Source organism: Mesorhizobium sp. AA22 (genome assembly GCF_001672375.2).
Taxonomy (GTDB): Bacteria; Pseudomonadota; Alphaproteobacteria; order Rhizobiales; family Rhizobiaceae; genus Mesorhizobium; species Mesorhizobium wenxiniae.
In genome coordinates, this window is the sequence record NZ_CP048406.1 from 5,855,361 (window position 1) to 5,881,626 (window position 26,266).

The following is a 26,266-nucleotide window of genomic DNA, read 5'->3' on the forward strand; positions in this document are numbered from 1 at the left end:
GCGGGTCCACACTAGCCTCACATCAAACTGTATCGTCAAAGTCTTGCGCCGATCCACGCAGCGGGTCATCGAGTTGAGATTCTGCGGAGAGCCCCTCGTCTGCTATCGTCAAGGGTACCGGCTCCGGGAGGGCGCCTGTCTGGCTTTCAAAGATGCGTTTCAGGATGCGATCCGAAAAATATCGCACCTTCCTCAACTGCAATGGTGGCAGACCTTTGATGAGAACGATCTCGTACTCGTCATTAAGTAGCCGCACCTGTTCGGGACGCAACAGCGGTGCACCCTGATGTGAATTCTGGATGTTCCAATCGAACGTTCGCGCCTGGCTGTAGGAAATCGATTGGGCTTGAAATGTGTATTCACCGATAGCTTTGGAAATGTAGTTCGGAGTCTCGTCATCGGCAGTGGCCATGAACACTTGCAGTCCGGTATTGCTGAGAAAATTCTGCTTGCCAGCCTCGCCATAGGCCCCCGTCAGTGCGGAGAGGCTCTGGATGATGAGCATGAAGCGACCCTTGTAGCCCGCGATGGTCGTAATTGCGGTCTCGATCGCCTCCAGCTTACCCAAGTGCTTGAACTCATCGAGCAGAAAGAGAACCTCGTTCTTTTCATCCCGGCGGGGCAGCGACCGCTGCAGAATTGAAACGATTTGCTGAAAAAACAAGCGTATCAAAGGCGCGATCACCTCAAGGTCGTTCGGACCAACACAAAGATAGATGCACGTTCTGCGACGGCGAAGATCATAGACCGAAAAGTCCGAGCGACTTGTAGCTGCCTTTACAGCGGGATCCGCCCACAGGTTGAGCCCGCCATCGCCGAGCACGGAAGTGTAGGAGGTCAGGATTTTCGTGTCGTTCCCCGCCATGTCGTCGAATATGCGTTGTGCCTCTTTGTTCTGGGTCTCCATGGCGAGTCGCGCGAAGAGCTTAAACTTCTCCCCCGGCTGGGCGAAGAGATCATAGACGGCGCCGATTGTTGGCGTGCCCCGCTCGATGCAGGCAAGGATCCCCGCGACAAAGATATCTCGCGCGCCGCTGACGAAACCTTCCGCGCCCTCCCCCTTGGCCGTAATCAGGTTTGCGGCCAAGCGGCGGGCTTCGGTGAATTGCTGCTGTGGCGGCAGCGCTATAAGATCCAACAGCGGATTGTAGCAGTTTGTGCGCCGCTCCGAATCCAGCGGGGCGAATTTGAACACGTCGTCGCCTGCGGCTTTGCGCGCCCTCGAGGTGAGCTCAAAGAGCTCCCCTTTGACATCCAGAGCTATCACTGAGCCTTTGAATGTAAGTAGCGTTGGAATGACTATGCCGACGCCCTTGCCAGCGCGGGTCGGTGCAACGATGAGGCTGTGAGGCTGCTCGCCATTGGTCAGGTAGTAGCCAGGCCAGAAAGGGCCACTCGTCTTCCCAAATACCGGGCCTGTCACGCCACGGTATCGTCGCAGATATCCGGTGCGTCGCATTTCATCCACTCGAGCCCAACGAGCCGTCCCGTGGTGTTCGAGCTTGCGGCGCAATACGATCTGCTGAATCAGCAAGACGACCGCGGATGTCGAGAGCACGATAGCCGCGCCCCGATAGAAAACGGGGGTTGCGAAACCCAGATAGAAGGGCGTCTCAAACCAAAAGGCACGGACATCAAACGTCATCAGAGCCTCGCCGCCACCGCCGTGGCGGAAGGTTGCGTACAGACTTGCCGCACAGAAGCCCAAGGCGAGTGAGCAGGCGATGCTAACGGCTATGTTAGGGGGCGTCGTTTTTGTTGAAGGCATTGTTCCATTGCCGATTAGCCGTAGCTAATGCTGCGCTTGCTTCAGACACCGAACCGACGTCGCGCGCGATGTCGCCACTCGACAGATCGATGCCGCGGCGGGTGGTGCGACGCTTGCATCGCACCACCCGGAAGACGTGGTTTTTGGAGTTACACTAAGCAGGTACGTCAACGGCCAGCGACCTGGAAACGGCAAGGCCGTAAACGGAATTCGGGAGAGAAAGCGTCCCTATACCGTGGCCGAGACCTCAACGGCCCTCGCGATCCCTGTTTCTGGTGGCCTCCAGTAGGTCCGCTCGGGCGTGACTGTAGTTGCGGTTTATGGCCTGCCCGATTAGACCACCCCGCTGCAGCTGTTCATAGGAGATTTGCGCGCCTGTCGCACGGGCTGCAGCCTCAAGACCTGCTATGTGGCCGTCCAGATTCGCATTTCGTTCCTCTGCCTCATGCTGCGGCGGAGGCATTTGCCGCAAGATGTTTTCCATGCCGGGAACTGCGTGAGCTTGGGCCTGTTGATTTGCATCGAACTGGTGATACGCGGCTATAATAGCATTGCGTGCCACCGTCCTGATGTTGCCATCCGGATCAGAAGCCAATTCAACGGCCTGATCAAGAATGCGAGATTTGTTTTCCTCATTGAACTTACCGAAGTTTGGCGCAACGTTAAAAGCTCCGAGAGCTTGCGAGGCCGGCTCCATGTTGCCAATGCGATTGACAACAGCATCTTGCATATGTGGCGTTAGGTAATTGGCTATGTTGCTGACCGCTCTGACTTGCTCCAATGCTACGTTATCCGGCCGGTACCCCAATTCGGATGTCAATTTCCAGGTCAGCTCTCTGGCTGATTGTCCGAGCTGATTGCCCCGCCTTTCAAATTTTGCGAGTTCAGTTTCTGACCCGGGTTGAGTGCCCCGAACGGCTGTTCGCGCTTGCCTCCCGAGGTCTTTGAAGCCCGCAAGATTTCGCGCTGTATCGCGTGGGTTAGCGGTTACCAGCCGTTCTGCTACCTCGCTTAATGGCCCCTCTGGAAGGGACAGGATGTTACTGGGTTCCCTCCCGCCTTGGGATGAACTTGCAGCTGCGCGTGCGCGTTTGTTATCGCGATCCATGCTCGGTCTCCAAAGTCGTTATTCTACGCAATGAGGTTACCACCGAAGCTTGACCTGCTGAACCGATATGATGTTACAGTTGTAGTCTGGCAGAGGGTTCCCAGCCCCGTCTAAGCCAAAGATGATGAGGCTGGCATCAAATGCGATGAGTGAGTTCTGCCTGAGCGCATGAATGGCACGCCGTCGCCGACTCTTTGGCTGCTTCCGGTCCTTGCAAGAGCCCGGCATGATGTCCGCCGCAGCAGCTTCTCCTTTGAGCGCAGGTTTGCATGCTCGAGGATTTCATGACGAGGATCGCCCACTCCGGCTGATCAGCCGCGGCCGAGTTGTCGTGCTCCCTCGGCAAGGAAAACAGTCGCGACCTGACCGGTAATTTGCGCAGCGCCGCGCCAATAGCATCACTGTGCCATGCCCGCGACTAAGGCATTCCTGCTGGAGGCCCGTGGCAATCTCCCGACCCAGCCGGCGCTAGGCGAGGAGCAAAGGTCCGACGAGGAAAAATCGCGCGTGGGCGGGCCGCACGGTCGCGCAATGCCGCCCCGTCCTTCACTCGGCCGTGTGTCGTCTATGAGTGCCGCGGTCGTCAGCACCAGCCGGTGGCGAGCCAACCAAGCCTGGGCGATCGCGACTTCTTCAATGCCTTTGGGCCTGGGTTTTCTCAACGGGAGTCGCCTGGCAGCCACCGCGGAACGGACGGCATATATTCAGCGCCACCTCCGCAGCAACATGACCGGCTGCAATTGCCGCGCTGCCCCAATCGCATCTTTGCAGGCGCACCATCGATATAACTTGCTTTGGCTGCATCATCCCTCGCCTTCCACGCCCCTCGACGGTGCAGGACTCACAGAAAATTTCAATTCCCTAAAGACGGGTTCAGTTCTTCACGCTGCAGTCTGGGGCCAACCTTGCACGGTCCTACACGATCGGGTGCAAGGGGGTGAATGAGGGTGCAAGTGGCGCCGACGCGCTCTGCTTGTGAGAAGCGATTGGCATTACTGCCGGAATGCAGCCATCCTGGCCGCCACCATGCCTGTTCATGGGCGCAGCCTGAATTGAAAGCCCTATCAAGGCTCAAATACGCTTCAGCTTACCGTCGCGATCGGCATTAGACACTCTCGCCACCCACATTTCTGCGCGATGCCAAAGCAAACGATCTACGCTAACTGTCAGGCCAGATTTCTCGAGTGGATCCGACCGCAATGATGTATTCGCCAGAGGGAGCATGGGCACGTACTTGTGACGTTTTTGCCTATGCCCCCGCGCCTCACCGCCGAGACGGCTCTGGGCTTGCGTGGTCGCGACCGAAGATCCCAAGCCCTGTCGCCAGCCATGACGACCAGTGTCGGCTTTGCAACAAAGTCAGAGGTCCGACGGACAAGGGCGGCTCCTAAACCGTGTAATTGAAACCTTTTCTTTTTGGCACGCTCAGTGCAGCAGATGATCCTCAAACGATGCACGGAACCGCGATACACAGTGAGGGGAAATGAACATGACAGGCATCATTGCGTCGGTTGCGCTGTCAACTTTGTCTGGCTGCCAGAGGTTGGACCCAGGCCTGATATCGTTAGAGGTCGATCCTACAAAGCGGCATTCCACGTCCTGGGGGACCCCGATACGCAGAGCAACGTAGACGGTCAGCGTGTTTTCACGTGTGAAGGCCTGAGAAGCGGCTGTACACGGTTCCAACATTGATTTCGACCACGACCTGGGGAACGGGGGGCCGATCCCAGGCACAGAGACCGAGATTTACCACGATCACTGCGCCATGACGAAATCGTTGGATCATCAGGCATGGTTGAGGGCACCAACTATGATGGGAGCATCGACAGAGGCGATGGGTATGCAAGCCTGCTTAGCGACCAGCAACAGTTTGCTACTTTGAACGAGCTCTCACAACGAAGGCATCGTAGAGCCGGCCAGAGTTGCCTCTCGCCTGAAGCCGAGGCGCGCCTCAAACCATTTTGCTGTGCAGGTCTTTGCCGCCCCATGCGATTTGGGAGACCACGCATCGTTGAAGCGGATCAGCTTGCTTCTGCTGAGCGCATTTCGGGGGTCGGAAGAGAGTGGTTCGATCCGGCACTGACCCTAGAGCGGGGGGGCTTGGTTGAGCCGGTGCCGGACCGAACCGTCTCAGGCAACGCCGGCTATGTCGTGGGATATTGCGGCAACTCCGTGGCCAAACCGCGGCGGTGATGTGTCGCAGATTCACCGATTCCAACACGCGCATTGCAAACGTGACTGGACGTCCCGGAAACCGCGCAACGCTACTGGGTATGACGGGAGCTCTGCCGGTGGGCGGCCACTCTTGGCTATGAAATTAGCCGCCCGATCACGACAGTCCGATGCAGGAAGGAAAATACTCGCAATGTTGATTCCGTGGGGCGCCTGACGACACACCACCACAAGCCAGCCTGCGTCGCCCGACCCCATCGAGTTCGACCAGATCCTTCGGACGGGCTCACAACAGAGGACATGCTATCCAAACATTCGGATTCGAAGCAGAAGTCATGCGCTTCAATATTGCGGACTGATGCAACAGGCCCGGCGATTTTCATGACCGGGCAAGGCCGTTCCGTTTGTCAGCGATGCCGGAATGGCGGAACGGCCCCGAGTCGGCAGTATACAGGTGAGGCGAGCCAGCCGGGTGTAGGGTCGGGCTCTCGGCCTTTCGGGGAGACCGCATGAGCGGCAGGGTTTCGCGGCGCCAGTTCATCGCAGCGGCGGCTGGCGCGGGGATCGCGGTCAAGATCCGTTTTCTGGGCCGGCCCGCATCGGCTGCGCCCATTGCCAATTCGCCCGGCCATTCGCCAAACTGGATCGGACCGGACGGTCGGCCGCGTTTCAGGATCGACGCCGTGGCCAAGGTCACGGGGGACAAGACCTTCACCCGCGATTTTCGCGCCCGGGACATAACGGGCTGGCCGCACCAACAGAGCCACGCCTTCCTGATCCGCGGCACCTGGGCCGACGCCCCGTTGGACGGGCTGGACCTCTCACTGCTGGGCGAAGGTCTCAAGCCCGACCAATTGATAGCCGGCGAAGACCTTGTGCGCGATGGTCTTGCGCCGCCAGAAACGACGGCTCCCGGCTTCTATGGCGACATGTTCCTGGTGCCGAAGGGACGCATTCCGCGCCTGCTCGGTCAGCCGGTCGCGCTCTTGATCTACAAGGATTTCGCGCGGTTCGACGCGGCCAAGCGGCTGGTCCGTTTCGCCAAGGGCATCGTGCGCTGGGGCGCGGTCGGCGGCTACGACACGCCACCCCATTACAGCGCCAGCCGGTTCGTGCGCATCGGCGGCGCGACATCGAATGAAACCGATCCGCTCGAAGACACCACCATCTACGGCAGTTTCGACGGCGATCGGGTCGTCTGGCCGAAGCCGGATCAGAGCGGCGATGCGGCGGCCCGCGCCCTGTGGGCGGCGGGCGAGATCGAGCGTGAGATCACAGCAACCGGCGACGATGCGTTGGTCCTGAAGCGAAGCTATTTCTCGCAGTCGACCGACGCCTGCGCGATGGAACCCGACAATGGCAATGCCTGGTTCGAGCCGGGCAGTTCGACCCTGCACGCACTCATCGCGACCCAATCGCCTTATGAGGTGGCGACCTCGACGCTGGAAATGCTGTCGAAATCGCGGTTCGCGGTGAAGGCGCTCGACCTTTCGATCGGTTACACGGTCGGATACGGTACCAAGGATCATTCCATCTTTCCCTACTACGCTATCCTGGCAGGCCTCTATGGCGACGGGCGCCCGGTGCGTCTTGCCAACGACCGCCTCGAGCAATTCCAGATGGGGTTGAAGCGCCATGCCTTCTGGATGGAGAATACGCTTGTCGTGGATCGCTCCACGCACGCCTTCCGCATCATGAAAGGCAGGTATCGCATGGATGCCGGAGGGCGGCGCAACTTCTCGCCCGACGTTGGCAAGGTCGGGGCCAGCGCGGCGCAGAGCATCTATTATCTGCCGAAGAGCGATTTCTCGGTCGAAGTCCGCGCTTCGCGCGCTGTCGATGCTGGCTCGACGCGCGGGTACGGAACGCTGCAGACCATGGCCGCGACCGAGATGATGGTTGATGAGGCCGCCGAACTGCTCGGCATCGATCCGATCGAGCTTCGCCTCAAGAACGCGTTCAAGACCGGCATGAAGAACTCGCAGGGCGCCATTGCCGGCGGGGCGCTAAGGACCGAGGAGATCCTGGAGCGGGCTCGTGCCCATCCGTTGTGGAGGGATCGCGATACGAACAAAGCGGCGTTCGATACCGCCAATCCGGGTAAGCGCTATGGCATCGGTTTCGCGCAGGTGCAGAAGGATTACGGCACCGGAGCCGAGGCAGCGGTGACCACGCTGTCATTCGATCCGTCCGGCCGGCTCACCATGCGCCAGAACGGCAATGATATTGGCACGGGCCTGACCACCTCGCAGGCGGTGATGGTCGCCGACATCATCGGCCGGGTGCCGGACGACTGCGCCTTCGGGATCGTCGACTGGCCCGAGATGCCTCTCGTCTCCACCGAGGAGCCCTATACGACGCCGCAGGACAGGGAGGACGCGCTGGCACGCAATCCACGCTGGACGCCCTCGTTTATTTCACCGATGAGCGCCTCAAACAGCGCCTATTTCATCGGCCACGCCACGCGGATGGCGGCGCGCGCGCTGCTGCACCTGTCGCTCTGGCCGGCTGCGGTCGCGCTCTGGTCTAGTGGACCGGGCGGCGGGCGGGCGGGGCCGCTCGCTGTTGACATGGCGGACGTGCGGATCGCAGATGGCAAATTGACGGCTGGAGGGATGGAGCCGCTCGCACTGGAACAACTCGCGGCGGCGGCGCACAGGCTCGGCCTGGTCACGGGGGTCAGCGTCCATGTCTTCAATCGCGGGCAATGGGCCGAGGCGGTGTTCGATGTGCCGAACGTCGGCGCCGTCCGCTTGCCGGTCGACGCGCTTTCGGTCTGCTATGGCCAAAGCGCGCCGGCTGGTTTGAAGGCGCTGATGACCTGCGGCGGCTTCCATTTTCTCGACCGGCGCCAGGTCTTCTATCCGCCGGTACAGCGCCAGAACGCCGCTGGCACCTGTTACACGGGCGTGGCGACGATCGCCGAAGTCGCAGTGGACACCGCCTCAGGCGACGTGAAGCTCCTTTCGCATCATTCCATCCTCGAATGCGGCACTCAGATCGTGCCGGAACTTGTCTCGGGTCAGCTCCAAGGCGGCATGGCTATGGGCGTCGGCCACGCCTTGCTCGAGGAGTTGCCGCTCTATGAAGACGGTCCCGGCGACGGGACGTGGAACTGGAACCGGTATCGCCTGCCGCATGCCAGGGATGTCGCGGTCTGGACACAGACATCGGAGGTATTGGCGCCGCTTTCCGATATCGATCCACCAAAGGGAATGGCCGAGGTTGTGATGATCGCGATCGTTCCGGCGATCGTCAATGCCGTTAACCATGCCATCGGCAAGCGTTTTTATCAGACGCCGATCACGCCAGAGAAGATTCTGCAGGCCCTGCCGTGACCGTTGCCACACGACCACTTTCGATGACCGTCAACAATCGCAAGGTCGGTCCGTTCGACGTACCTGACGATCTCATGATGATCGACTTCCTGCACGAATATCTCAACCTTACGGGCTCGCGGCTTGGCTGCGGCCAAGGCATCTGCCACGCCTGCGCGATCATTCTCGATGGGCCGGAAGGAAGTTCCCGCGAGATCCGCAGCTGCATCACCGGAGCGCATTTCTTCAAGGGCAAGTCTGTCCGCACCATCGAAGCGCATGCCGAACGCGACGCGAATGGCGATGTCGTTCGGCTCTCCGCGATTCAGCAGGCCTTCGTCGAACGTTTTTCGTTCCAGTGCGGCTATTGCACGCCGGGCTTTGTCACCGGTGCAACCGTGCTGGTTGAGCGTCTCAAAGAGAAGCCGGTCCGCAGGGCGGATGTCGAACGCACAATCGAGCAGGCGCTTGCGCCGCACATTTGTCGTTGCACCGGTTATGTCCGTTATTATGAGGCGGTCCGTCACGTGATCCTGAGCAGGCCCGGCCTGGTACAGGGCTGAGGTCCGGCGATGAGGCGGTTCCTGGATATTTGGCCTGCGGCACGCATCAGGTCGACGTGCAGCACGGGCGTTTCTGTTTCCGGCACCTGGGCGTGTCCCTTTTGCTCGCCGCGATACGGTCAAATAGTTCCCGTCCGTGCCTGCGCTTGCGCGGCACGCCTCGCATTGCGGTTCATTACGCTTCCTATGTCGGTGTGCTTGGTCAAGCCTTGTTTGAGCGACAGCGCATCCACATCCATCATCGCGATGAAACCGCGCTTCAGGACTGCCGACCAGCGTTTCCAGTTGCGTCGCGCTAGATGCTTTTCCCGACAAAGCCACGGTGACCGGCGCGTTCATACAAAAAGGACAGCAGGCAGCCCTGCACAGCTCACGCCCTCTTCCTCGCCGAACCCAAGGCACTGTTGATGGCAACTTCCATCTCCTTGCAGCTCTGCACGACCGCCCCGAAATCCGGCGCGTCTGCGGCTGTGATGCCGCTTTCCTGCATGATGCGGTAGTCCTTCTCCAGTTCTTTCAAGGCGGTGCCAGAAGGCACCATAACGATCTCGCCGGAGACCGCCTTGCCGTAGTCCACGATCTGGCCGTCCTTGTCCTTCTCCTTGAAGAAAAATGACTTGTGGCGCGCGACCTTCCTCGCGAGCTCCGCGTCTTCGAGCGCAGATGCCCAATGTTTCGACTTGTAGATATAATGGAGATCATGCCAGTGCCTCGAGAAGCGGTCTTTCTTGAGGTTCTGCTGAAGACAATAAACGTGAGCCGCTGTCGCCTTCTCCCAAAAGGTGCGCTCCACCGCCATCGCGTGGACCGACGCGGTCGGAAACACGAGACCTGTGTTCGCCTGAGCCGCATCGCAAATTATTGCGTGTTCTTCGGCCGGCCGACCTGTGGACCGAGCGCCGAACTCCAAGAGAACCGATGAGCGAACGTAAGAGTGACCATCGAAACGACTCTCAAAGTCGACATTGAGCGTTTCCGAGGAATTATAGGCCAAGGTCACCTTGATGCCCTTGTCGGCCATGGCTCGCGCCATCATCGGAGCGAATTCGCCCTTAATCCACTCCGGCAAGCGCTTCCTGACCATCTCAGTTAGTTTGCTCGCCTGCGATCCGCTCGGAGGAATGCCGTCCTCATCAAAGTTCCCACCATCAAGGAACTTTGTCATGTCATAGGTCAGATCCAAATCTTCAGAGAATCTGTCAATCAGCCGATAGACTTTGGAAAGCGAAGTACCCCCTTTGAAATACAGGAGGTCCCTAAATGCGGAGGTGTAGACAGCGTCAAGCGTCGCGACGACCATGATATCCTTTTCAAGGATATGCGGCTCGCGTCCCAATGTTGCCGAAGCGGCCAGAAGAGCGTCTCTTTGCTGGCCACGTTTCAAATCGAAGAAGGATTCACCGCTCATTTTCTGCTTTCGAGATCGCCGTATGGAGCCAAGCGGGCACTTTCGCCTTGAGGGCGACTACGCGAGTCCATTCCTCGGGGGTCAGTCTGTTCTTGAGCAATTTCGCGTAGTGGACACCGTTAGCTCGGCCAAGGTGCGCGATTGCCCGGATGGCTTCGCCCGACCTGTTCTTTGGCAGGCTCGTGATCCAAGCGGGCGCGTGCTTGAGGCGTATTGTGCGGCGGCCAAGTTTCAGGTTCTTCGACTTTCCGGTCGTGAGAAAGACTTTTTGAACCGGAACTTGTGTCGTCAGGCCCAGCTGGTTCGCCGCCGTAGCACCGGAATTGACGACCTTCTCACCTGACAAGGAAGCGTACGACTTCACGATGGCTTCCGCTTCCGGCAGCACATATCCATACGGCGTCTTCCTTGAGGGCGTGTACATTCCTCTGTAGACGCGCGCCAGTTCGCCCTTTTTCGCAAGTCTGCTCAGAGCTTGATCGGCTGCCGCACGGTTTCCAGAGCCAACGAATTCCTTCGAAGTGAGCAAAGCACCTTCCTTGGCTCTTTTCGTACGCATTTGAACCGCTCGCGTGACCTCTTCCATGGCATTAGCTCCTGTCAGAGAGAAGATTCGAGTTTCTGACCGAATTGGCTCTTATCATATTGAATTGCAAAGAAACAGATCAAGATAGGCTATGGCCAAATCTGGACGCTATATCCCACCCAAATTATGACGCGGCCTGCCTGTCCAAACGGGACGTCTGGCATTGAGCTTTTGGAACGGGATCAGGCTGCCGCAGGTCTTCGACCTTCCTGCATGGATGAATGAGGCATCCGGGTAAGGCGACTGCGGAAGATGGCCCGAGTCATTGCCGCCCTCGCCCGCAACTTCAGGCCCGACGAGGTTGCCGATGATCGGCAGCTCCATTTCGGGGCCGCGGCTCAAGGGTTTTTGGGAATCAAATCGCGACCATCTTACGGCCGCACCAAAGTCGAAATCGGTCAATTCAGAATCCGAGCTTCAGCGTCGGATCCACAGTTTCCCGTGTTTTCCTGAAGGTCTCGGCGAAGTTGTCTTCCAGAGCCACGTTTGCCAGCGCAAATTCGACGAGCTCGGTATCAGATGTCAATCCGCTTCGAGCTTTGGCCTTCTTAATTAGATCAGCACTCACCCGTCCCGCAATCCTGCCGTCCTTCTCAGCGCGCAGGCCGGATTCTTCCGCCCTCTGCAGGACGGCGTTAATCCTGGCCAAGCGACGCATCTGCAATTTCTCAGCCAGTTTGGGAAAGGTTCTCGTCCGCTTGCCCACCGACCCTTGGCCGCGACGCATACGTACAGCTATCTTCGTCATCGGGGTTCCTCGCAGGTCCCATTAACAAAAATCGATTTTAGACAACATAGCCGGCGAGTGTTGCCAGCATCGCGCCAATTCGAAGATCGGTGAGGCCTTGACCCTCGCCAGCACCTGACATGCTTTCTATAAGCAACTTGCGTAGGGATCGCGTGTGCAGCTATGATATCGAACTCATTGTGGACGCTGACATTTCGGAGGACCCTGCCTCCTCTTTGATGTCGTCTAGCCCGATGGCGTGCTTCAGCTATTGGGGGACGTGGAGATGGGCAGCAACCATCTGGTTGTCCGTGACCTGCATATCGGGGGCGATGCCCAGGTCCAATGGGGTTGATCCAAATTGCGCAAGCTCGGTCGAGTGATCGCGGAGAAGCTTAATGTCGACTACATCGAAGTTCATGGAGCGGTTCGGACAACGGGTGCGAACCCGGGACGTCGTCCGGGTGTCGTCAGGCTCTCCCGTCCGGCTGAGCCTCAGCTTTCTACACGGCGCGAATACTCCTGAGGCTGCTCGGGTTCTTGTCAGGAGACAGCTGCCGCTGAGGACGGCCCATGCGGTACTCACGGAAATGGTCGATCACGGCAAGGCGTTCGTAACTGTTCCTTGCGTCGACGACCTGCGGGCACTTAAGGACGAACTCTCGTCCGCAGGAGTGATCGCGAAGGTTCATGCGCCGCGGCCGATAAGCGTTCGCGAAGTTCGGGATCGCACCAAGCTGTCCCAGGAGGCGTTCTCCGTGAGGTATGGCCTCGATCTGGCAACGCTTCGGAACTGGGAGCAAGGTCGCTCGGAACCGGATGCAGCGGCGAATACTCTCCTTTGGACCATCGCCCGGAATCCGGAGGCAGTCGAAAAATCGCTCGACATGGAGGACGAAGTGGCGGCGCCGTCTCCCTAGTAGTCTAAGTCTAGGTAGAGGACTGTCGGAACGGCCACTCCATCGCGCCGCTACTCGGGAGCCAACGCGATGGCCGGCCGCCGGACGGGAGGCAACGTCAGGATCCGCGAGATGAGCGGATCCGGCCTGCTGTAGCGCCTTTCCGTCAGCCGTTTCTCGCCTGACCGCCGCAGTGCCAGAACGGGCCGCCCCGCCTTCCGACGCGTGTAGTGGCCCCGGTCACTCAGCAAGAAACTCGATTTGTTTTCGCGCTGAATATATGCACAGGAAATCAGCATCTTTATGTTGCGCTATATGGCTATCGAAGAACGCAAATATCCCGGCGAGCTAGCGTCGCCACAGCAGGTTCACGAGCTGGCAGAGGAAAACCGCAAGGCGGCAAACCACCTCCTTGAGCTCGGACGACCCGGCAAGCCGCTCACCAGAGCGCCGTTCAGATTGGCGGCGATTCATGCGATCGAACTCCACCTGACCGCGCTTTTGCTCCATCGTGGGCACAATCCCAATCAGATCCGCAAACTGCAGCACGACCTGTCGAGACGCACGGAGCACGCACTGGAGGCGGGCCTGCGCCTTCGCGCGAAGACGGCCAAGCATCTCCAGTCCCTTAGCCAGAACCGGGAATATCTCGTCACCCGCTACGGCCCGGAACGGGCCGCCACCGCCTCGCAGATAAACCGCCTCACTGCCACCCTTGAAGAGGTGGCGGCAAAGGTCAGTGCATTGATCGCGCTGCCCGCGAGATTGCAGCAGGCAGATCCAGCTGCCTCCGGGGAGGTTCACGGCCGGGATTCAGCGGCCTCCTGGTCTGCTTCGACAGTTAGTCCAATGACATGATGCACCAGGAACACGTCGACTAGGTACGCAGCCTCGTCCCGTGAAATCGGTAACATGTCTGCCGTGATTTCATTATCGATATAGGACTCGGCGTCCCAAAGGGTGCGAGTCAGCTTCTCGTTGTCCGGCTCAATCCGCTCAACGACCCTTTCGAACGCGGCGTTGGCAGCCTCGATAAGCACAGTACGGTCGGCCCCGGCGACTGGCAGGGACGCAATAACGGCATGGGAATCCATGACGAACGTTTCCTTCTGGAGTGGCGGTCTCTTGCCTCAGCATTTTCGGTCGCCATGCCGACGCTGGTTCTCGCTGGGGTGGCTCGTCGAAGCGCCAGGCGCCACCTTGTGCTCACATGCGCAGCCGCAGGATACGCGAGAATTCGGCAGATGCAATCCAAGGTGACATCGTCGAGCACGGCAGGGCCAGGGACAGAACAGTGTCGGCGCAGTAGGCGAAAGGCGGTTTCCGAGCTTTAGCTTCCCGCACGAAGCGATCTGGAACCAAGCCTGATCTCCGGAGCCGCCGTCGCGCGTCCCGTCAAGCGCAGGCGCGCGCACTCCGCAAGGGCTTGAGCGGAGCGTCCCTTGAGGACGAGCACGGCTGCGCGAGGGACAGAGCGCGTCGGAGGCGGAGCGGGAGCGGGTTCAGGCGGCCTGATCCTTGGTGTGTCCAGAGCGTCTTCTTTGGTCGGCCGCTTACGCCGTTCCTGGGGGTGGCAACCTGGCCCTATCCTTGTCGAAAGCAACGAGCTAACGGGATTAAGTCTTCCGGTTTCGGCACGCGTTGTCTAGTCGTCGGATAGGTGAGTGTTGTGATGTCTGCTACAATCGAAAAGTAGAGTCGAGGGGGCGACAATGGTTGAAGTGTTCCGCGGAAGGAGCGGTAAACTCGAACACGAAGGGGCCGCGCTCGGTAGAGTCCATGCGCAGGCAAATCACCGCAAGGCGTTGGGGTACTGGCTCGGGTTCTTGAAGGGCGTGATGGCCAGCGAGCGGGTCGAGCGGGCGGAGATGCCGCCACTCAGGGTCGAAGCTGAGCAGTTCCTGTCCCTTCTTCACGACGATGATGCTGCCGAGCTCATCCGAGATCTGGATATTTGGGGTAACGCGCCCGAAGAGATCTACGCCGTCCTTGAAACAATAATCGGCATACGCTCACGGGAGTTTGTCGCAGCTGACGACAAGGACGAAGTCAACGAGTTCTACGGATTCTGTGCCGGTATCGCCTGCGACAACTCCATCACGGCAGCAGAGGTCGAAAAACTGCTGTCCAGGTTGGACTCGAGTGTTGTCCTGCGCAGAGACAGCCGCGTGGCATCTCTCGGAGAAACTGCCAGAAGGTCTTTTGCTGACGGTCGCATAACCGCCGACGAGGCAGAAGACATATGCGGGTGGATTGCCCGTCTTGTCGGCGACAGCGCGACAGACACGGGGCTGCCTACCTTCGGCAATGTGGGTGTCATTGACGGCGCCTTGGAGGATGCAAGCCAGTTCGTGATTCCGAGCCGGATGTTCGTCCTGACAGGAAAATTCGTCATCGGCCCGCGAAAGGTAATCGCTGCGATGATTTGCGAACGCGGCGGTGATTGGAAGGACACCGTCTGCGGCCAGACCGACTACCTCATCGTCGCGGCCGAAGCGTCTCGGGACTGGAAGCACAGCCACGAAGGCACGAAGATCATCAGGGCAATGGAGCTTCGCGAAAAGGGAGGTCGGCCGCATCTGGTTCTTGAACCGACGCTGGCCAAAGCGTTGGGTTTCTGACCGCCTCCATCCGGCAAACGGAAAACCTATTATCTTGGAGGTGCGGCTTCAGAGCCTGGTCGCGTCGGAAGCGCGGAGCTGAACACCTGAGCCTTAGTGAATCGTGATACGGGTGTCTGGGCGCTCGCCACACATTTCTGACAGTTTTAAGGCGAGCAGCGGCGGCACCTGCAGGAACAATATCTCCCGCAGGATCGCGGCACCGTCGTGCTTCACTGGTTCACCGGAAGCAAAAGCGAGGCTCGAACGTGCGGCGATGCTCGGCTGCTATTTCTCCGTCAAAGCCGAGATGACCCGTTCGGATCGCGGCCGCTCTCTCGCCTGCACTTGCCCATCGATCTGATGGTGACAGAGACAGACGGCCCTTTCACTGCCAAATGTTTTCTGGCAACGAGAGAATTTTGAAGTTTCGTAAACTATCGGGACCAGTTGGACGATTTTGCACCTCGCGGCCTCCCGGCGGCTGCTTGACGCTCGTTAAATACCGTCGCGCAACATATATCACGCATCCTAGACCGATGCCATCCAACCGCAAGGGAGCACCGCCCGGACTGCCCGCGCCTTGATCAAACCCTGCGTTCTGGTTATATTACTGGAAATATGTCGGAGGCAACTATGGGCAGCTCGCAAAAACGCGCCATTCAAAACTATCGATCTCGCCTCAGCGAGCGCGGCCTGGCGCGCTTCGAAGTGCTTGGCCGCGATGCTGATCGCGACCTCATTCGATCTTTGGCTCGCCGCCTGGCCGAAGATGGGCCGGATGCCTCTAGCCTGCGCGCTGCTGTCAGCCAGACCATCGCGGGCGAGCCACCCAAGCCTGGCGGGATCCTCGCCGCATTGCGTCGTTCGCCGCTGGTGGGAGCTGACCTCGATCTTTCCCGCCCCCATGAAGAGGGACGGAAGATCGACCTGTGACAGGCTACCTCCTCGATACCAACATCATCAGCAATGTCGTCAAATCGCAGCCGTCGGAATCGCTCCTGGCATGGATGTCGAGACAGCGTGACGAGGATTTGTTTATCGCTTCGCTGACCGTTGCGGAAATTCTTCGCGGGGTTCTGGAGAAGCCGCGCGGGAAAAAACGCGACGCACTTGAAAAGTGGTTCTCTGGGCCTGAGGGGCCGCCGGCGCTGTTTGCGGGCCGCATCCTCTCGTTCGACGACAAAGCCGGGCTGATCTGGGCGCGGCTGATGGCAGGAGGAAAAGCGGCCGGCAAGCCGCGCAGCGGGCTCGACATGATCATCGCCGCTGTCGCCGGAGCGAACGAGTGCGTGCTGGTAACGGATAACGAAAAAGACTTTGCCGGGCTCGAGGTCGTCAATCCGATACGCGGAGCGGTCTGATGCGGCGGCGGGTCAAGGAATGCTCGGGAGGGTAAGATGACTGAACTCAGATAGAGTGGACAGACTCCACTTGGAACCCGGTCGCAGGGTGCTCGATCGTTACGGCAGGCTGCACCCATTGTTATGCAATGGAGATGGCCAGACGGCTTGAGGCCATGGGCATCGCGAAATATGCGGGGCTTACCCGTAAAACGGGAAAGCGCACGGTGTGGAATGGCGTGGTGCGGGAAGACCGCGAGGCGTCGTCGTCGAAGGTGAAGGATCGGCTGAGAATCCAGATGTCGTAGAAGTCCTTCATCCTGCTATTCGCCCGCCCCAGCGCCACCATCGCCTGATATTTCTCGGCAATGACAGTTTCCCGCGCATAAGCCCGCAGCCGGGGCATGGGAAGTCGAGCATGGAAAAATAGTCCAGCTCTTCGGCACCAGGCTCCAGCGCATCGCCAAAGCCGATGTCGATCGTCAGGCTGACCCGGGCGCCGCTGATCGAGGCCGTCGTCCGCAGCCTGAGACCACCATACTCCAGCTCCTCGCGTGTGCGGTCGACCCGGAGTGCGTCAGCGTCGAACTCGACGCCATCGCCGGCGTCCTGCGCCAGGACCTCCCGAAAGGTCGCCAGCATTGGCTCCGCGCTCGGATCGCCAAAATCCAGCAGGTCAAGGTCGCGGGTGCCGCGGTGCGGATCATCGAACCAGCTCATCATCAGCATCGCGTCTTCAGCACGAAACGGTCGGCGTGGGGTGACTGGCTAAGCCGGAAAAGCAGCCGCTCGAGGGCGAAGCGGGTCAGAACCAGATCGAAGCTCTGGCCACTTACCTTGGCGAGTTGCAGCAGACGTGCGCGCACCGAGGCGCCGATGTTCTTGATCTCTTTAGCCATTGGCAGTCAGCGCCTCGATATACGGCCGGATGACCGTGGCGACACCGCCACGCTCGGACTGCCTGGCAATTTCGCCGGGCGTGGCCTTGCGCTGGCGAAGCGCTTCCTGGAGGCCCTCGATCGCCACCGACAGGCCGATCTTGTTGCGATATCGGAAACAGTCCGCGATTGTTGTGACAACCCCAAAGACCTTTACGGTCACGCCCTCGACAACATGAGTTTCGACGCTGTCGTTGAGCAGACTTTCGGTAAAACGCACGATGCGAATGGGTGTGCCGTTGGGTTTGGGAGCCCAGTCCTTCTGGGCCGATGGCCAGCCATACCTGTCTCGGAAGCTGATCGGTCAGCTGGTGGAATGCCAGGGCTGACACAAGGCAGACAACGCCTTTGGGTACGCGCTTGGCAGCCTCGGCTAGGCTATGATTGGCGTCGAGCGGCGCATCGGAGAGCTGGTAGAGGCCGCGTGCGAGCCGGAGCACCTCCCCATCCCGTTCCATGCGACTCATCGTGGCCGCTGTTACGCCGGCGTTGCGCAGCTCCGCGAGACGCGCGATTCCGCGCACTGTCAGAAGTGCGTGGGCGATTTGGCGCTGGGGAGCGGGCTCTGGCATTGATACGAAATCTCGGGACTAAGGGGTTACAGTCCGAGGATTTGTATCACTTGTTGAGAATCAATGAAGCCAATCGTCAGCTGCATTGAGCCTTGCGCCGCAGCCATGCTTTGAGTTCGCCGTGGACGGCGGCGACTTCGAGCAGGATATTGGTTTCCCAGGGATGTGGTCCATCGGGATAGAGATCGGAGCCATGGACAACATGGATTTTTCATCCCCGTCGATGCTGAGCGTCCTGCCCATCGCGCGGGGACCAGCGCATGAAGGCCTCGGCCGTTCGCCGCATCTTCGCAAGCCGGCCTTACCGCGCAGCCGCCGTTGTGCTGGGGCGCATCCTAGCCGGTATGCACGTGTCGCAACAGATCCTTCAAAGAAAATCGCGGACTTTTAGCACTCTAAACCGCTGAGAATATGTACGTTGAGCCTGTCATTTGGGCCGCGGGTCGAGACCGTGGCGTATCGGAAACGATCTGCGATGCGGTCGGGCGTATTGACCTCGCCGGACGGCAAGATTGCCTCTGAAATTAGTGGGAGGACGCCAAATGGACGAAGTCAATACAAGGAGTGCCGGCCGATGGTGACACTGGTCATGCGCCTAAAGGCCGCGGCTCATCTTGATCGACTTCGAATCCTGGGACTTTGTGCGCATGCGGACCTAACCGTCTGCGAGCTAGCAGAAGTTCTGAGTCTGTCTCGCGAGCACGTGGTCGCACACGTCCGCCAGCTCGCCAGAGCCGGCTTTCTTCTCGGCAACGAACAGCGCCCCTGGCCTTCGTACCACCTCGAAGCAGGAGGCTCGGACGGCGGCTTGGTTCAATTGCTGGTTGATCTCCTGCCCCACGGCGATGGCCATCACACACAAGACCTACAGCGCCTGGAGGCGATACAGGGGGCGCGGTCCAAGGTGGCCGCCTGCTTGTCCTGAAACTTAGTCCCAATGGAGCGCGAAGCTGATATGAACAATTCGACTGGCGGCGCCATCGCGGAGCCTGACACTTACGGGTGGCCTCACCTGGCTGCCGTAGATTCTCGCGTTCACGAGCTGCTTGTAAGACAGGAGCGCCAGGAGCGGACGACCCTCAAACTTATCGCCTCCGAGAACTTCGCGTCCTCGGCGGTGTTGGAAGCGACCGGGTCTATTTTCACTAACAAGTATGCCGAGGGATATCCCGGCGCGCGCTACTACGCCGGAAACGAGATCGTCGATGAGCTTGAGAACCTCGCCATCGGGCGATTGAAGGCGCTATTCGGCTGTGAACACGCCAACGTGCAGCCTTATTCCGGCTCGCCGGCCAATCAGGCTGTCTGTCGAGCGCTGTTGTGTCCGGGAGACAAGATGATGGGCTTGACCCTCCCCGGCGGCGGGCATCTGACTCACGGTTGGGTCGTCAACTTCTCCGGCACTGACTATCAGCGAGTTCCGTACGGGCTGCACGAAAAGACGCAGCAGATTGACCATGACCGCTTGCGCGAGACGGCCAAACGGGAACGACCGAAGCTCATTTGGGTCGGCGGAACTGCTTATCCGCGTATCTTTGACTATGAGGCAATGGCCGAAATCGCTTCCGAGGTGAACTCCTATCTGGTGGCCGACATCGCCCACATCACCGGCCTCGTTGTCGCAGGAGTGCATCCGAATCCTGTTGGCCATTGCGATGTGGTCACCAGCACCTCTCACAAGTCGATCCGCGGCCCTCGCGGTGGCTTCATCTTGTCAAGGAATGAAGACCGCTATCAGGCGCTCTATCATTCCAAGAGCAAACACAATCTGGCCAAACGCATAGACCGTGCCGTGTTCCCTCTCCTCCAGGGCGGACCGCACATGAATACGATTGCCGCGCTAGCTGTCGCTCTGCAGGAAGCAGGGAACCTGTCCTTCCGTGTGTACGGTCAGCAGATCGTCAAAAATGCCAAGGCGCTGGCCCAGGCGCTTCTACAGCGAGGTTATGAGCTCGTCACGGGGGGCACTGACAATCACATGCTGATCCTTGATCTTCGGGACCGGCCGCTATCCGGGAAAGCCTATGCCGAGCGCTTGTCGCAAGCGGGCATCATTACGAATTTCAACATGGTGCCGGGCGACCGGCGCCATCCCGCGCTCACCAGCGGCATACGCTTAGGTACGCCAGCAGTGACGTCTGTGGGCATGCGCGAGGCGGAAATGGTGCAGATTGCCGCTTTCATCGACCTGGTCTGTCGCCAGCCCGATGATTCGGACGTGCATGCCAGGGTGCGCAGAGACGTTGCCGACTTCTGCGCTGCGTTCGACGTGCCTGGCATCTCCGACAGGTAAGACGGCCAGATCAACTGTCACATCCAATTCCAACGTTTGAAGCGAGGACATTCCATGACCAGACAATTCGTGTTCTCTTCCGAATCCGTCGGCGCGGGACATCCCGACAAGATGGCCGACAATATCTCAGATGGCGTCCTCGATGCGATCCTCCGCAAGGATCCTACGGCTCGTGTTGCTTGTGAAGCGTTGGTGAAGTCAGGGATGGTCGTTCTGGCTGGCGAGATCACCAGCGACGCGCAGATCGACTACAGCCAAGTTGCCCGCGATATCATCTTGGACATTGGATATGACGACGATGCGATCGGCTTTGACGGCCGGCGTTGCGCCGTGATCTTGGCCTTGACCGAGCAGTCGCCTGACATCAGCCAGGGCGTCGACGAGGGACGAGGGCAGGATCTCGAGCAGGGAGCGGGGGATCAGGGCCTCATGTTCGGGTACGCGTGCAACGAGACCGAAACATTGATGCCGTTGCCAATCCAACTCGCTCACGAATTGACAAAAAAACAGGCAGAGGTGCGCCAAACCGGACGCCTTGGCTGGCTTCGCCCGGACGTTAAATCTCAAGTGTCCGTCCGTTATGAGGGTTTGCGCCCGGTAGCGCTTGATACCATAGTCCTGTCGACGCAGCATGACGAGGAGGTCTCACAAGCCACAGTCCGCGAAGGCGTCATTGAGGAGATCATAAGGCCGGTCTTGCCCCACGACTTGGATACGACGGGGATAAGGTTCCTGGTCAATCCAACAGGCCGGTTCGTGGTCGGTGGGCCGCGCGGCGACTGCGGGCTCACCGGACGCAAGATCATCGTCGATTCCTACGGTGGGATGGGGCGTCACGGCGGCGGCGCCTTTTCGGGCAAGGACCCGTCCAAGGTTGATCGCTCGGCCGCCTATGCGGCGCGGTACGTCGCAAAAAATGTCGTTGCAAGCGGCCTTGCGGATGTCTGCGAGGTTCAGCTTGCCTACGCGATCGGTGTGGCCGCGCCGGTGTCTATCCTGATCAATACCTTCGGAACCGCAAAGATCGACGAAAAAAGGATCGAGCGCGTCGTTCTTGAGCTTTTCAATCTCCGACCGAAAGGCATCATCAAGATGCTTGATCTCTTACGCCCAATATACCGCAAGACCGCGACATACGGACACTTCGGCCGCGAAGAGCCGGAGTTCACGTGGGAAAGGACGGACAGAGCTGAGGACCTGCTGCGTGAGGCAGGACCGGCAGCAGCGTGATGCGCCGATGTTGGATGCAGCGGCATACGGCAACTCCATTCCACACCTGCAAAAACCCGCCCGCGCCCGGCGCGGCAGAGGGTGGGTTTTTGGCGGAGATATGAATAGATGCTGGACTATGACGTGCTTTGTATCGGTAATGCCATTGTCGACATCATCGCCCAGTGCGACGAGGCATTCCTTGAGACGAACGGCATCATCAAGGGCGCGATGAATTTGATCGACATGAGGCGCGCCGAGCTGCTCTACAGCCGCATGGGCCCGGCCATCGAAGCCTCCGGCGGCAGCGCCGGCAACACGGCGGCGGGCGTCGCCAGCTTCGGCGGCCGCGCCGCCTTCTTCGGCAAGGTCTCGAATGACACGCTCGGCGAGATCTACGCCCATGACATGCACGCCCAGGGCGTCGCCTTCGACACCAGGCCGCTCAATGGCGAACCGCCGACGGCGCGCTCGATGATCTTCGTCACGCCGGACGGCGAGCGCTCGATGAACACCTATCTCGGCGCTTGCGTCGAGCTCGGTCCGGAGGATGTCGAGGCGGACAAGGCGTCGGGCGCCGCCGTTACCTATTTCGAGGGCTATCTGTGGGACCCGCCGCGCGCCAAGGAAGCGTTCCGGCAGACGGCGAAGCTCGCCCACGCAGCCGGGCGCGAAGTGTCGATGACATTGTCGGATTCGTTCTGCGTCGACCGCTACCGCGAGGAGTTTCTGGAGCTGATGCGCTCGGGCACCGTCGACATCGTGTTTGCCAACAGCCACGAGATCAAGTCGCTGTACCAGACCGCCTCGTTCGACGAGGCACTGGCGCAGATCCGCACGGATTGCAGGATCGCCGCCGTGACCTGTTCTGAAAAGGGCTCGGTGATCGTGCGCGGCGGCGAGACCGTGGTGATCAAGGCGACCGCGATCAAGGAACTGGTTGACACGACAGGCGCCGGCGATCTCTATGCCGCCGGCTTCCTGCATGGCTACACGCAAGGCCGCGACCTGCAGACCTGCGGCGACCTTGGCTCACTGGCGGCCGGATTGGTGATCCAGCAGATCGGCCCCAGACCCCGGCAGAATTTGCGCCGCGAGGCTGAACAGGCGGGTTCGCTGTAGGGCGGCATTTCCGCCACGTGTTGCCCACCTTCCTGTTGTGCAGGCTGTCCAGACGAGCGCGTGTAAATCGAACGCGTACCAGTCCGAGAAGGATGGCGGTTTTTCTCCAAATTTCTGGTTGTTGAGGCTCAGGAACGTTGTCGCACTTCGGGCCAGTACTGCCCGATCATGAATGGCCAACACGCGCCATTTTTGACGAAGTCGTTTTGGGACGGGATCGTACAAATGGCAGATAGCCCGAGCGGCCAGGCACAGCCTGCGCACACCGGAGAGTGGCGCAGAAGGCTCAGCTCTACGGCGACCTCCGAATTGGGAGCCGCAGGTGAACAGTTCACATAAACACATAAACATTTCTTTATACCTCATTGACAACAAAGCGGGCTGCTGCGATTGTCCGCGTGTCGTGGTTCTCCGCTAGGCGTTGCCGTAGCAGAGCTAAGAGGGAAGCCGGTGCAATGCCGGCGCTGCCCCCGCAACTGTAAGCGGCGAGCCAGACCCATCAATGTCACTGGGGCGAACTGCCCCGGGAAGACGGGGCAGAGGCTGTGACCCGCGAGCCAGGAGACCTGCCACGGTAAACAACGTCACGGGCGGGGTGTCTGGTGGCCGCGGCAGCTCGGCGTTTATGCCGGCCTGCTAGCGCCTTCCTTGTCCCCGCCGCAACCATCGGGGGTGGGATGAATGTCTCCCAGCAAGTTCCCATAGCAACGCTTGGCATGCCGCGTGTCGGTCGCCGGCGAGAACTGAAATTCGCGCTCGAAAGCTACTGGTCCGGAAAATCTTCTGCTGCCAACCTTCTGTCGACGGCGAAGGCACTCCGTGCCGCCAGCTGGAGCGAGCAGCACGACCGCGGCGTGTCGAAAATCCCGTCGAACGACTTCTCACTGTATGACCATGTGCTCGACACCGCAGCAATGGTCGGCGCCGTGCCAGCTCGTTACGGCTGGACGGGCGGCGAGGTCCCGCTCGACATCTACTTCGCGATGGCGCGCGGGACGCAAGGCGATACTGCGGGTTGTGGACACGCCAGTCACGGGCATGCAGTTCAGGGGCAGCGCGTAACCGCGATGGAAATGACCAAATGGTTCGACACTAACTACCACTACATCGTGCCGGAGCTGAGCCAGGATCAGACATTCGCGCTCTCGTCGACGAACCCAGTCGATCACTTTCTGGAGGCAAAAGAGCTTGGCATCCATACACGCCCGGTCATCCTTGGACCGGTCACCTTCCTCAAGCTGGCGAAGTCTCCCGGCCAGGGTTTCGATCCGATAGCGCTCCTACCGCGGCTGCTGCCCGTCTACGAGCAACTCCTGCGGACGCTGGAGCTCTCGGGGGCGGACTGGGTGCAGATTGATGAGCCGGCGCTTGTGCTCGATCTTAACCCGATCGAACGAGCTGCCTTCGAATTCACCTATGGCCAGCTGTCGAAAGCCGCGCCCAAGTTGAAAATTATGCTGGCTACCTATTTCGGGCCGCTCGGGGACAATCTCGAGACCACGCTTTCGCTGCGCCTGGCGGGCCTACATCTCGATCTCGTGCGCGCTCCCGAGCAGTTGGAGACGGTTGGTCGGCTCGCACCGAAGGATCTGGTGCTCTCACTTGGCTTGATCGACGGCCGCAACGTCTGGCGCGCGAACCTGGCTGCCATTCTCGACCGCATCAAGCCGGTCGTTGCCGGCTGGCCGCTGGATCGCGTCGAGATTGCGCCTTCCTGCTCGATGCTTCATGTGCCGATGGACCTGCGGATGGAGACCGCGCTGGATGTGGACGTCAGTTCGTGGCTGGCATTCGCCGCCCAGAAGACTGAAGAGCTGCTCGTGCTGGCCCAAGCCTTATCCGAAGGCAGGGAGGCCGTAGCAGGCTCACTGAAAGCTTCTGCCGAGGCGGCCGCCGCGCGCGCAATGTCTACAAAGGTCCATGATCCGCTCGTCCACGGTCGAATTAGCAGCATTGACGGCGTCATGAAGCAACGAAAGAGCGCATTTGCCAAGCGCTCGAGAGTCCAGGCCGACACGCTCCGCCTGCCGCCGTTCCCGACGACGACCATCGGGTCCTTCCCGCAGACGCCCGAGGTGCGCAGGGCGCGCTCCGCTCACGCGAAGGGCCGGCTGAGCTATGTCGACTACCAGGCCTTCCTGAAGAAGGAGACTGAGGCGGCTGTGCGTTGGCAGGAGGAGATCGGGCTGGACGTGCTGGTACACGGCGAGTTCGAACGACACGACATGGTGCAGCATTTCGGCGAGCAGCTGTCCGGCCTCGCCTTCACCCAGCATGGCTGGGTGCAAAGTTACGGCTCCCGGCTCGTGCGCCCTCCCATCATCTTCGGCGACGTATCGCGGCCCAATCCGATGACGGTCCTCTGGTGGCAATTTGCCCAGTCGCTGACGAAAAAGCCGGTAAAGGGCATGCTCACAGGCCCAGTGACCATTCTTAACTGGTCTTTTGTGCGCGACGACGTACCCCGCGCCGAGGTCTGCCGCCAAATCGCGCTCGCCATCCGCGATGAAGTGGCCGACCTGGAAAGAGCTGGCGCAAGGGTGATCCAGATCGATGAGGCCGCGTTTCGCGAAGGCTTGCCCCTGCGGAAGTCCGACTGGAAACATTATCTCGGCTGGGCTGTCGAATGCTTCCGGCTCGCTTCAACGGGTGTAGCGGACGCGACCCAAATTCACACCCACATGTGCTATTCTGAGTTCAATGAGATCATCGACTCGATCGCTGAACTGGACGCGGACGTGATTTCGATTGAGACGTCGCGCTCCAAAATGGAACTGCTAGACGCCTTCACGAAGTCCAAATATCCGAATGACATCGGTCCTGGCGTCTACGACATTCACTCACCACGTATCCCGGAAGTCGGCGAAATTTTACATCTCGCCCAACTTGCCCGCGCGCGACTGTCGGACGGCCAACTGTGGGTGAATCCGGATTGTGGCCTCAAAACAAGGAAATGGGAGGAGGTCCGGCCTGCCCTCATGAACATGGTCGCTGCCGCATGCGCGCTGCGGGAGAAAGAGCGGGCGCAGGTCGCTGGGCCAGTGTGACCGGCAAACATGTGACCAGCGGATTCGCGGATCGAATTCAAGGCAGAAGGAACGGCATCGAAAAGCCGCGCACTGCTCGAAGACGCGTGCGAGGCCCCCCACCCTTGTCGTCCAGCCGAAGGTCCGCGCGACGACTCAGCGGCGGGCAGGATCTGGAAGCGCTTCTGGTCGTCCGAAGGACGGATGATTTCGCCACGAAATGAAGGAAGACGGCTTTGTCCATGAGCTGCAGCCTCTCACAGGCGCCAGCGGCCAACAGACACTTCACCGAGGGCCAACGCTTGAGGATGCCGCCTGAGCACCGGCACCATCGAGATAGCGGCCGATCCAGTCGAGTCCGTTACAGCCGGACTCGTCGCTTCGATGACGTAGCTTCGGTTGCACAATGGATGTCCCGGTCGCGGCCCGACGTACGAACCCGGACCTCAGCGCCGACCTAAGGAGACCGACGCACCTTGGGTTGGCCCCTACTGTCGGGTTTGTCGAGTTAGCGACACGGCGATGTTGGGCCCGGCGTGTTGCCGCGCTTTCAGTGAAGCCATTGATAACGTGCAGAACAGTTTTTCTGAGGCGCTTCCTACCCAGTTGGCACGA

The 26,266-nt window shown here is 59.9% G+C and carries 19 protein-coding genes, 4 pseudogenes and 1 riboswitch; of the genes and pseudogenes, 12 read left to right on the top strand and 11 right to left on the bottom strand.

Annotated features, from left to right (window positions below; genetic code table 11):
- Positions 1-22 precede the first annotated feature (22 nt).
- Positions 23-1,768, bottom strand: coding sequence for a type IV secretion system ATPase VirD4 (gene virD4, locus A9K68_RS27885; RefSeq protein ID WP_065010962.1), 1,746 nt, complete (start codon positions 1,766-1,768; stop codon positions 23-25).
- 247 nt (positions 1,769-2,015) lie between these two features.
- Positions 2,016-2,876, bottom strand: coding sequence for a hypothetical protein (locus A9K68_RS27890; protein WP_065010963.1), 861 nt, complete (start codon positions 2,874-2,876; stop codon positions 2,016-2,018).
- 2,681 nt (positions 2,877-5,557) lie between these two features.
- Between A9K68_RS27890 and A9K68_RS27895 the strand changes: the two genes are divergently transcribed.
- Together A9K68_RS27895 and A9K68_RS27900 are read left to right on the top strand one after the other, a co-directional pair.
- The gene (locus A9K68_RS27895) at positions 5,558-8,386 is read left to right on the top strand and encodes a molybdopterin cofactor-binding domain-containing protein (RefSeq protein ID WP_065010964.1); all 2,829 of its coding nucleotides are present in this window, start codon (positions 5,558-5,560) and stop codon (positions 8,384-8,386) included.
- A gap of 23 nt (positions 8,387-8,409) precedes the next feature.
- Positions 8,410-8,928 (top strand): 2Fe-2S iron-sulfur cluster-binding protein, encoded by a 519-nt coding sequence (locus A9K68_RS27900; RefSeq protein WP_082982644.1) that lies wholly within the window; start codon positions 8,410-8,412, stop codon positions 8,926-8,928.
- Positions 8,929-9,298: 370 nt separating this feature from the next.
- On the opposite strand, the gene A9K68_RS27905 is transcribed toward A9K68_RS27900, so the two are convergent.
- The 4 genes from A9K68_RS27905 to A9K68_RS27920 form a co-directional block, all read right to left on the bottom strand.
- The gene (locus tag A9K68_RS27905; RefSeq protein ID WP_065010966.1) at positions 9,299-10,336 is read right to left on the bottom strand and encodes a nucleotidyl transferase AbiEii/AbiGii toxin family protein; all 1,038 of its coding nucleotides are present in this window, start codon (positions 10,334-10,336) and stop codon (positions 9,299-9,301) included.
- Positions 10,326-10,922: a DUF6088 family protein gene (locus A9K68_RS27910; RefSeq protein WP_065010967.1), complete on the bottom strand. Its 597-nt coding sequence runs from the start codon at positions 10,920-10,922 to the stop codon at positions 10,326-10,328. The genes A9K68_RS27905 and A9K68_RS27910 overlap by 11 nt, the downstream gene beginning before the upstream one ends.
- A 108-nt stretch (positions 10,923-11,030) precedes the next feature.
- Entirely contained in the window at positions 11,031-11,324 is a 294-nt protein-coding gene (locus A9K68_RS31975) for a hypothetical protein (protein WP_245430182.1), read from the bottom strand.
- 1 nt (position 11,325) lies between these two features.
- Positions 11,326-11,670 carry a hypothetical protein gene (locus tag A9K68_RS27920; protein WP_065010969.1) on the bottom strand — a complete coding sequence of 115 codons (345 nt, stop codon included), beginning with the start codon at positions 11,668-11,670 and terminating at the stop codon, positions 11,326-11,328.
- A gap of 377 nt (positions 11,671-12,047) precedes the next feature.
- On the opposite strand from A9K68_RS27920, the gene A9K68_RS27925 reads away from it, so the two are divergent.
- The gene (locus A9K68_RS27925) at positions 12,048-12,569 is read left to right on the top strand and encodes a helix-turn-helix domain-containing protein (protein ID WP_141246647.1); all 522 of its coding nucleotides are present in this window, start codon (positions 12,048-12,050) and stop codon (positions 12,567-12,569) included.
- Between the two features lie 282 nt (positions 12,570-12,851).
- A complete protein-coding gene (locus A9K68_RS27930) occupies positions 12,852-13,406 on the top strand; it encodes a hypothetical protein (RefSeq protein WP_245430183.1) in 555 nt (184 codons plus the stop codon).
- On the opposite strand, the gene A9K68_RS27935 is transcribed toward A9K68_RS27930, so the two are convergent.
- A complete protein-coding gene (locus A9K68_RS27935) occupies positions 13,349-13,642 on the bottom strand; it encodes a hypothetical protein (RefSeq protein WP_065010972.1) in 294 nt (97 codons plus the stop codon). The genes A9K68_RS27930 and A9K68_RS27935 overlap by 58 nt on opposite strands.
- Before the next feature lie 618 nt (positions 13,643-14,260).
- Between A9K68_RS27935 and A9K68_RS27940 the strand changes: the two genes are divergently transcribed.
- The 4 genes and pseudogenes from A9K68_RS27940 to A9K68_RS27955 all read left to right on the top strand — a co-directional run.
- The gene (locus A9K68_RS27940) at positions 14,261-15,169 is read left to right on the top strand and encodes a hypothetical protein (RefSeq protein ID WP_065010973.1); all 909 of its coding nucleotides are present in this window, start codon (positions 14,261-14,263) and stop codon (positions 15,167-15,169) included.
- A 615-nt stretch (positions 15,170-15,784) separates the two neighbouring features.
- Positions 15,785-16,084: a hypothetical protein gene (locus A9K68_RS27945; protein ID WP_082982646.1), complete on the top strand. Its 300-nt coding sequence runs from the start codon at positions 15,785-15,787 to the stop codon at positions 16,082-16,084.
- A complete protein-coding gene (locus A9K68_RS27950; RefSeq protein WP_065010975.1) occupies positions 16,081-16,512 on the top strand; it encodes a PIN domain-containing protein in 432 nt (143 codons plus the stop codon). Before A9K68_RS27945 ends, A9K68_RS27950 begins: the two co-directional genes overlap by 4 nt.
- Before the next feature lie 50 nt (positions 16,513-16,562).
- Positions 16,563-16,745, top strand: a pseudogene (locus A9K68_RS27955) (DUF5131 family protein); the annotation flags it as partial.
- 8 nt (positions 16,746-16,753) lie between these two features.
- Here A9K68_RS27955 and A9K68_RS31980 read toward each other — a convergent pair.
- The 3 genes and pseudogenes from A9K68_RS31980 to A9K68_RS32525 form a co-directional block, all read right to left on the bottom strand.
- Positions 16,754-17,390, bottom strand: a pseudogene (locus A9K68_RS31980) (nucleotidyl transferase AbiEii/AbiGii toxin family protein); the annotation flags it as partial.
- Positions 17,383-18,001, bottom strand: a pseudogene (locus tag A9K68_RS27965) (type IV toxin-antitoxin system AbiEi family antitoxin domain-containing protein). The pseudogenes A9K68_RS27965 and A9K68_RS31980, both read right to left, overlap by 8 nt.
- A gap of 670 nt (positions 18,002-18,671) precedes the next feature.
- A complete protein-coding gene (locus tag A9K68_RS32525; RefSeq protein WP_065010976.1) occupies positions 18,672-18,854 on the bottom strand; it encodes a hypothetical protein in 183 nt (60 codons plus the stop codon).
- Positions 18,855-18,956: 102 nt separating this feature from the next.
- Between A9K68_RS32525 and glyA the strand changes: the two genes are divergently transcribed.
- The 4 genes from glyA (at position 18,957) to metE (ending at position 25,672) form a co-directional block, all read left to right on the top strand.
- A complete protein-coding gene (glyA, locus tag A9K68_RS27975; protein WP_065010980.1) occupies positions 18,957-20,294 on the top strand; it encodes a serine hydroxymethyltransferase in 1,338 nt (445 codons plus the stop codon).
- Positions 20,295-20,348: 54 nt separating this feature from the next.
- Complete coding sequence (gene metK / locus A9K68_RS27980) at positions 20,349-21,524, top strand: methionine adenosyltransferase (protein ID WP_065010977.1); 1,176 nt, start codon at positions 20,349-20,351, stop codon at positions 21,522-21,524.
- Between the two features lie 108 nt (positions 21,525-21,632).
- On the top strand, positions 21,633-22,625 hold the full coding sequence (locus tag A9K68_RS27985) for an adenosine kinase (RefSeq protein WP_065010978.1): 993 nt from the start codon (positions 21,633-21,635) through the stop codon (positions 22,623-22,625).
- A 387-nt stretch (positions 22,626-23,012) separates the two neighbouring features.
- A riboswitch (cobalamin riboswitch) is annotated at positions 23,013-23,214 on the top strand.
- A gap of 112 nt (positions 23,215-23,326) precedes the next feature.
- Positions 23,327-25,672 (top strand): 5-methyltetrahydropteroyltriglutamate--homocysteine S-methyltransferase, encoded by a 2,346-nt coding sequence (metE, locus tag A9K68_RS27990; RefSeq protein WP_065010981.1) that lies wholly within the window; start codon positions 23,327-23,329, stop codon positions 25,670-25,672.
- Between the two features lie 138 nt (positions 25,673-25,810).
- Here the strand turns inward: metE and A9K68_RS31985 are convergent.
- Positions 25,811-25,961, bottom strand: a pseudogene (locus A9K68_RS31985) (IS5/IS1182 family transposase); the annotation flags it as partial.
- Positions 25,962-26,266: the final 305 nt, after the last annotated feature.

Excerpts from the sequence above, each read along its gene's own strand:
- virD4 (WP_065010962.1), bottom strand. The coding sequence starts at position 1,768 with ATGCCTTCAACAAAAACGACGCCCCCTAACATAGCCGTTAGCATCGCC.
- A9K68_RS27890 (WP_065010963.1), bottom strand. The coding sequence starts at position 2,876 with ATGGATCGCGATAACAAACGCGCACGCGCAGCTGCAAGTTCATCCCAA.
- A9K68_RS27895 (WP_065010964.1), top strand. The coding sequence starts at position 5,558 with ATGAGCGGCAGGGTTTCGCGGCGCCAGTTCATCGCAGCGGCGGCTGGC.
- A9K68_RS27900 (WP_082982644.1), top strand. The coding sequence starts at position 8,410 with ATGACCGTCAACAATCGCAAGGTCGGTCCGTTCGACGTACCTGACGAT.
- A9K68_RS27905 (WP_065010966.1), bottom strand. The coding sequence starts at position 10,336 with ATGAGCGGTGAATCCTTCTTCGATTTGAAACGTGGCCAGCAAAGAGAC.
- A9K68_RS27910 (WP_065010967.1), bottom strand. The coding sequence starts at position 10,922 with ATGGAAGAGGTCACGCGAGCGGTTCAAATGCGTACGAAAAGAGCCAAG.
- A9K68_RS27920 (WP_065010969.1), bottom strand. The coding sequence starts at position 11,670 with ATGACGAAGATAGCTGTACGTATGCGTCGCGGCCAAGGGTCGGTGGGC.
- A9K68_RS27925 (WP_141246647.1), top strand. The coding sequence starts at position 12,048 with ATGTCGACTACATCGAAGTTCATGGAGCGGTTCGGACAACGGGTGCGA.
- A9K68_RS27930 (WP_245430183.1), top strand. The coding sequence starts at position 12,852 with ATGTTGCGCTATATGGCTATCGAAGAACGCAAATATCCCGGCGAGCTA.
- A9K68_RS27935 (WP_065010972.1), bottom strand. The coding sequence starts at position 13,642 with ATGGATTCCCATGCCGTTATTGCGTCCCTGCCAGTCGCCGGGGCCGAC.
- A9K68_RS27940 (WP_065010973.1), top strand. The coding sequence starts at position 14,261 with ATGGTTGAAGTGTTCCGCGGAAGGAGCGGTAAACTCGAACACGAAGGG.
- A9K68_RS27945 (WP_082982646.1), top strand. The coding sequence starts at position 15,785 with ATGGGCAGCTCGCAAAAACGCGCCATTCAAAACTATCGATCTCGCCTC.
- A9K68_RS32525 (WP_065010976.1), bottom strand. The coding sequence starts at position 18,854 with ATGGCCATCGCCGTGGGGCAGGAGATCAACCAGCAATTGAACCAAGCC.
- glyA (WP_065010980.1), top strand. The coding sequence starts at position 18,957 with ATGAACAATTCGACTGGCGGCGCCATCGCGGAGCCTGACACTTACGGG.
- metK (WP_065010977.1), top strand. The coding sequence starts at position 20,349 with ATGACCAGACAATTCGTGTTCTCTTCCGAATCCGTCGGCGCGGGACAT.
- A9K68_RS27985 (WP_065010978.1), top strand. The coding sequence starts at position 21,633 with ATGCTGGACTATGACGTGCTTTGTATCGGTAATGCCATTGTCGACATC.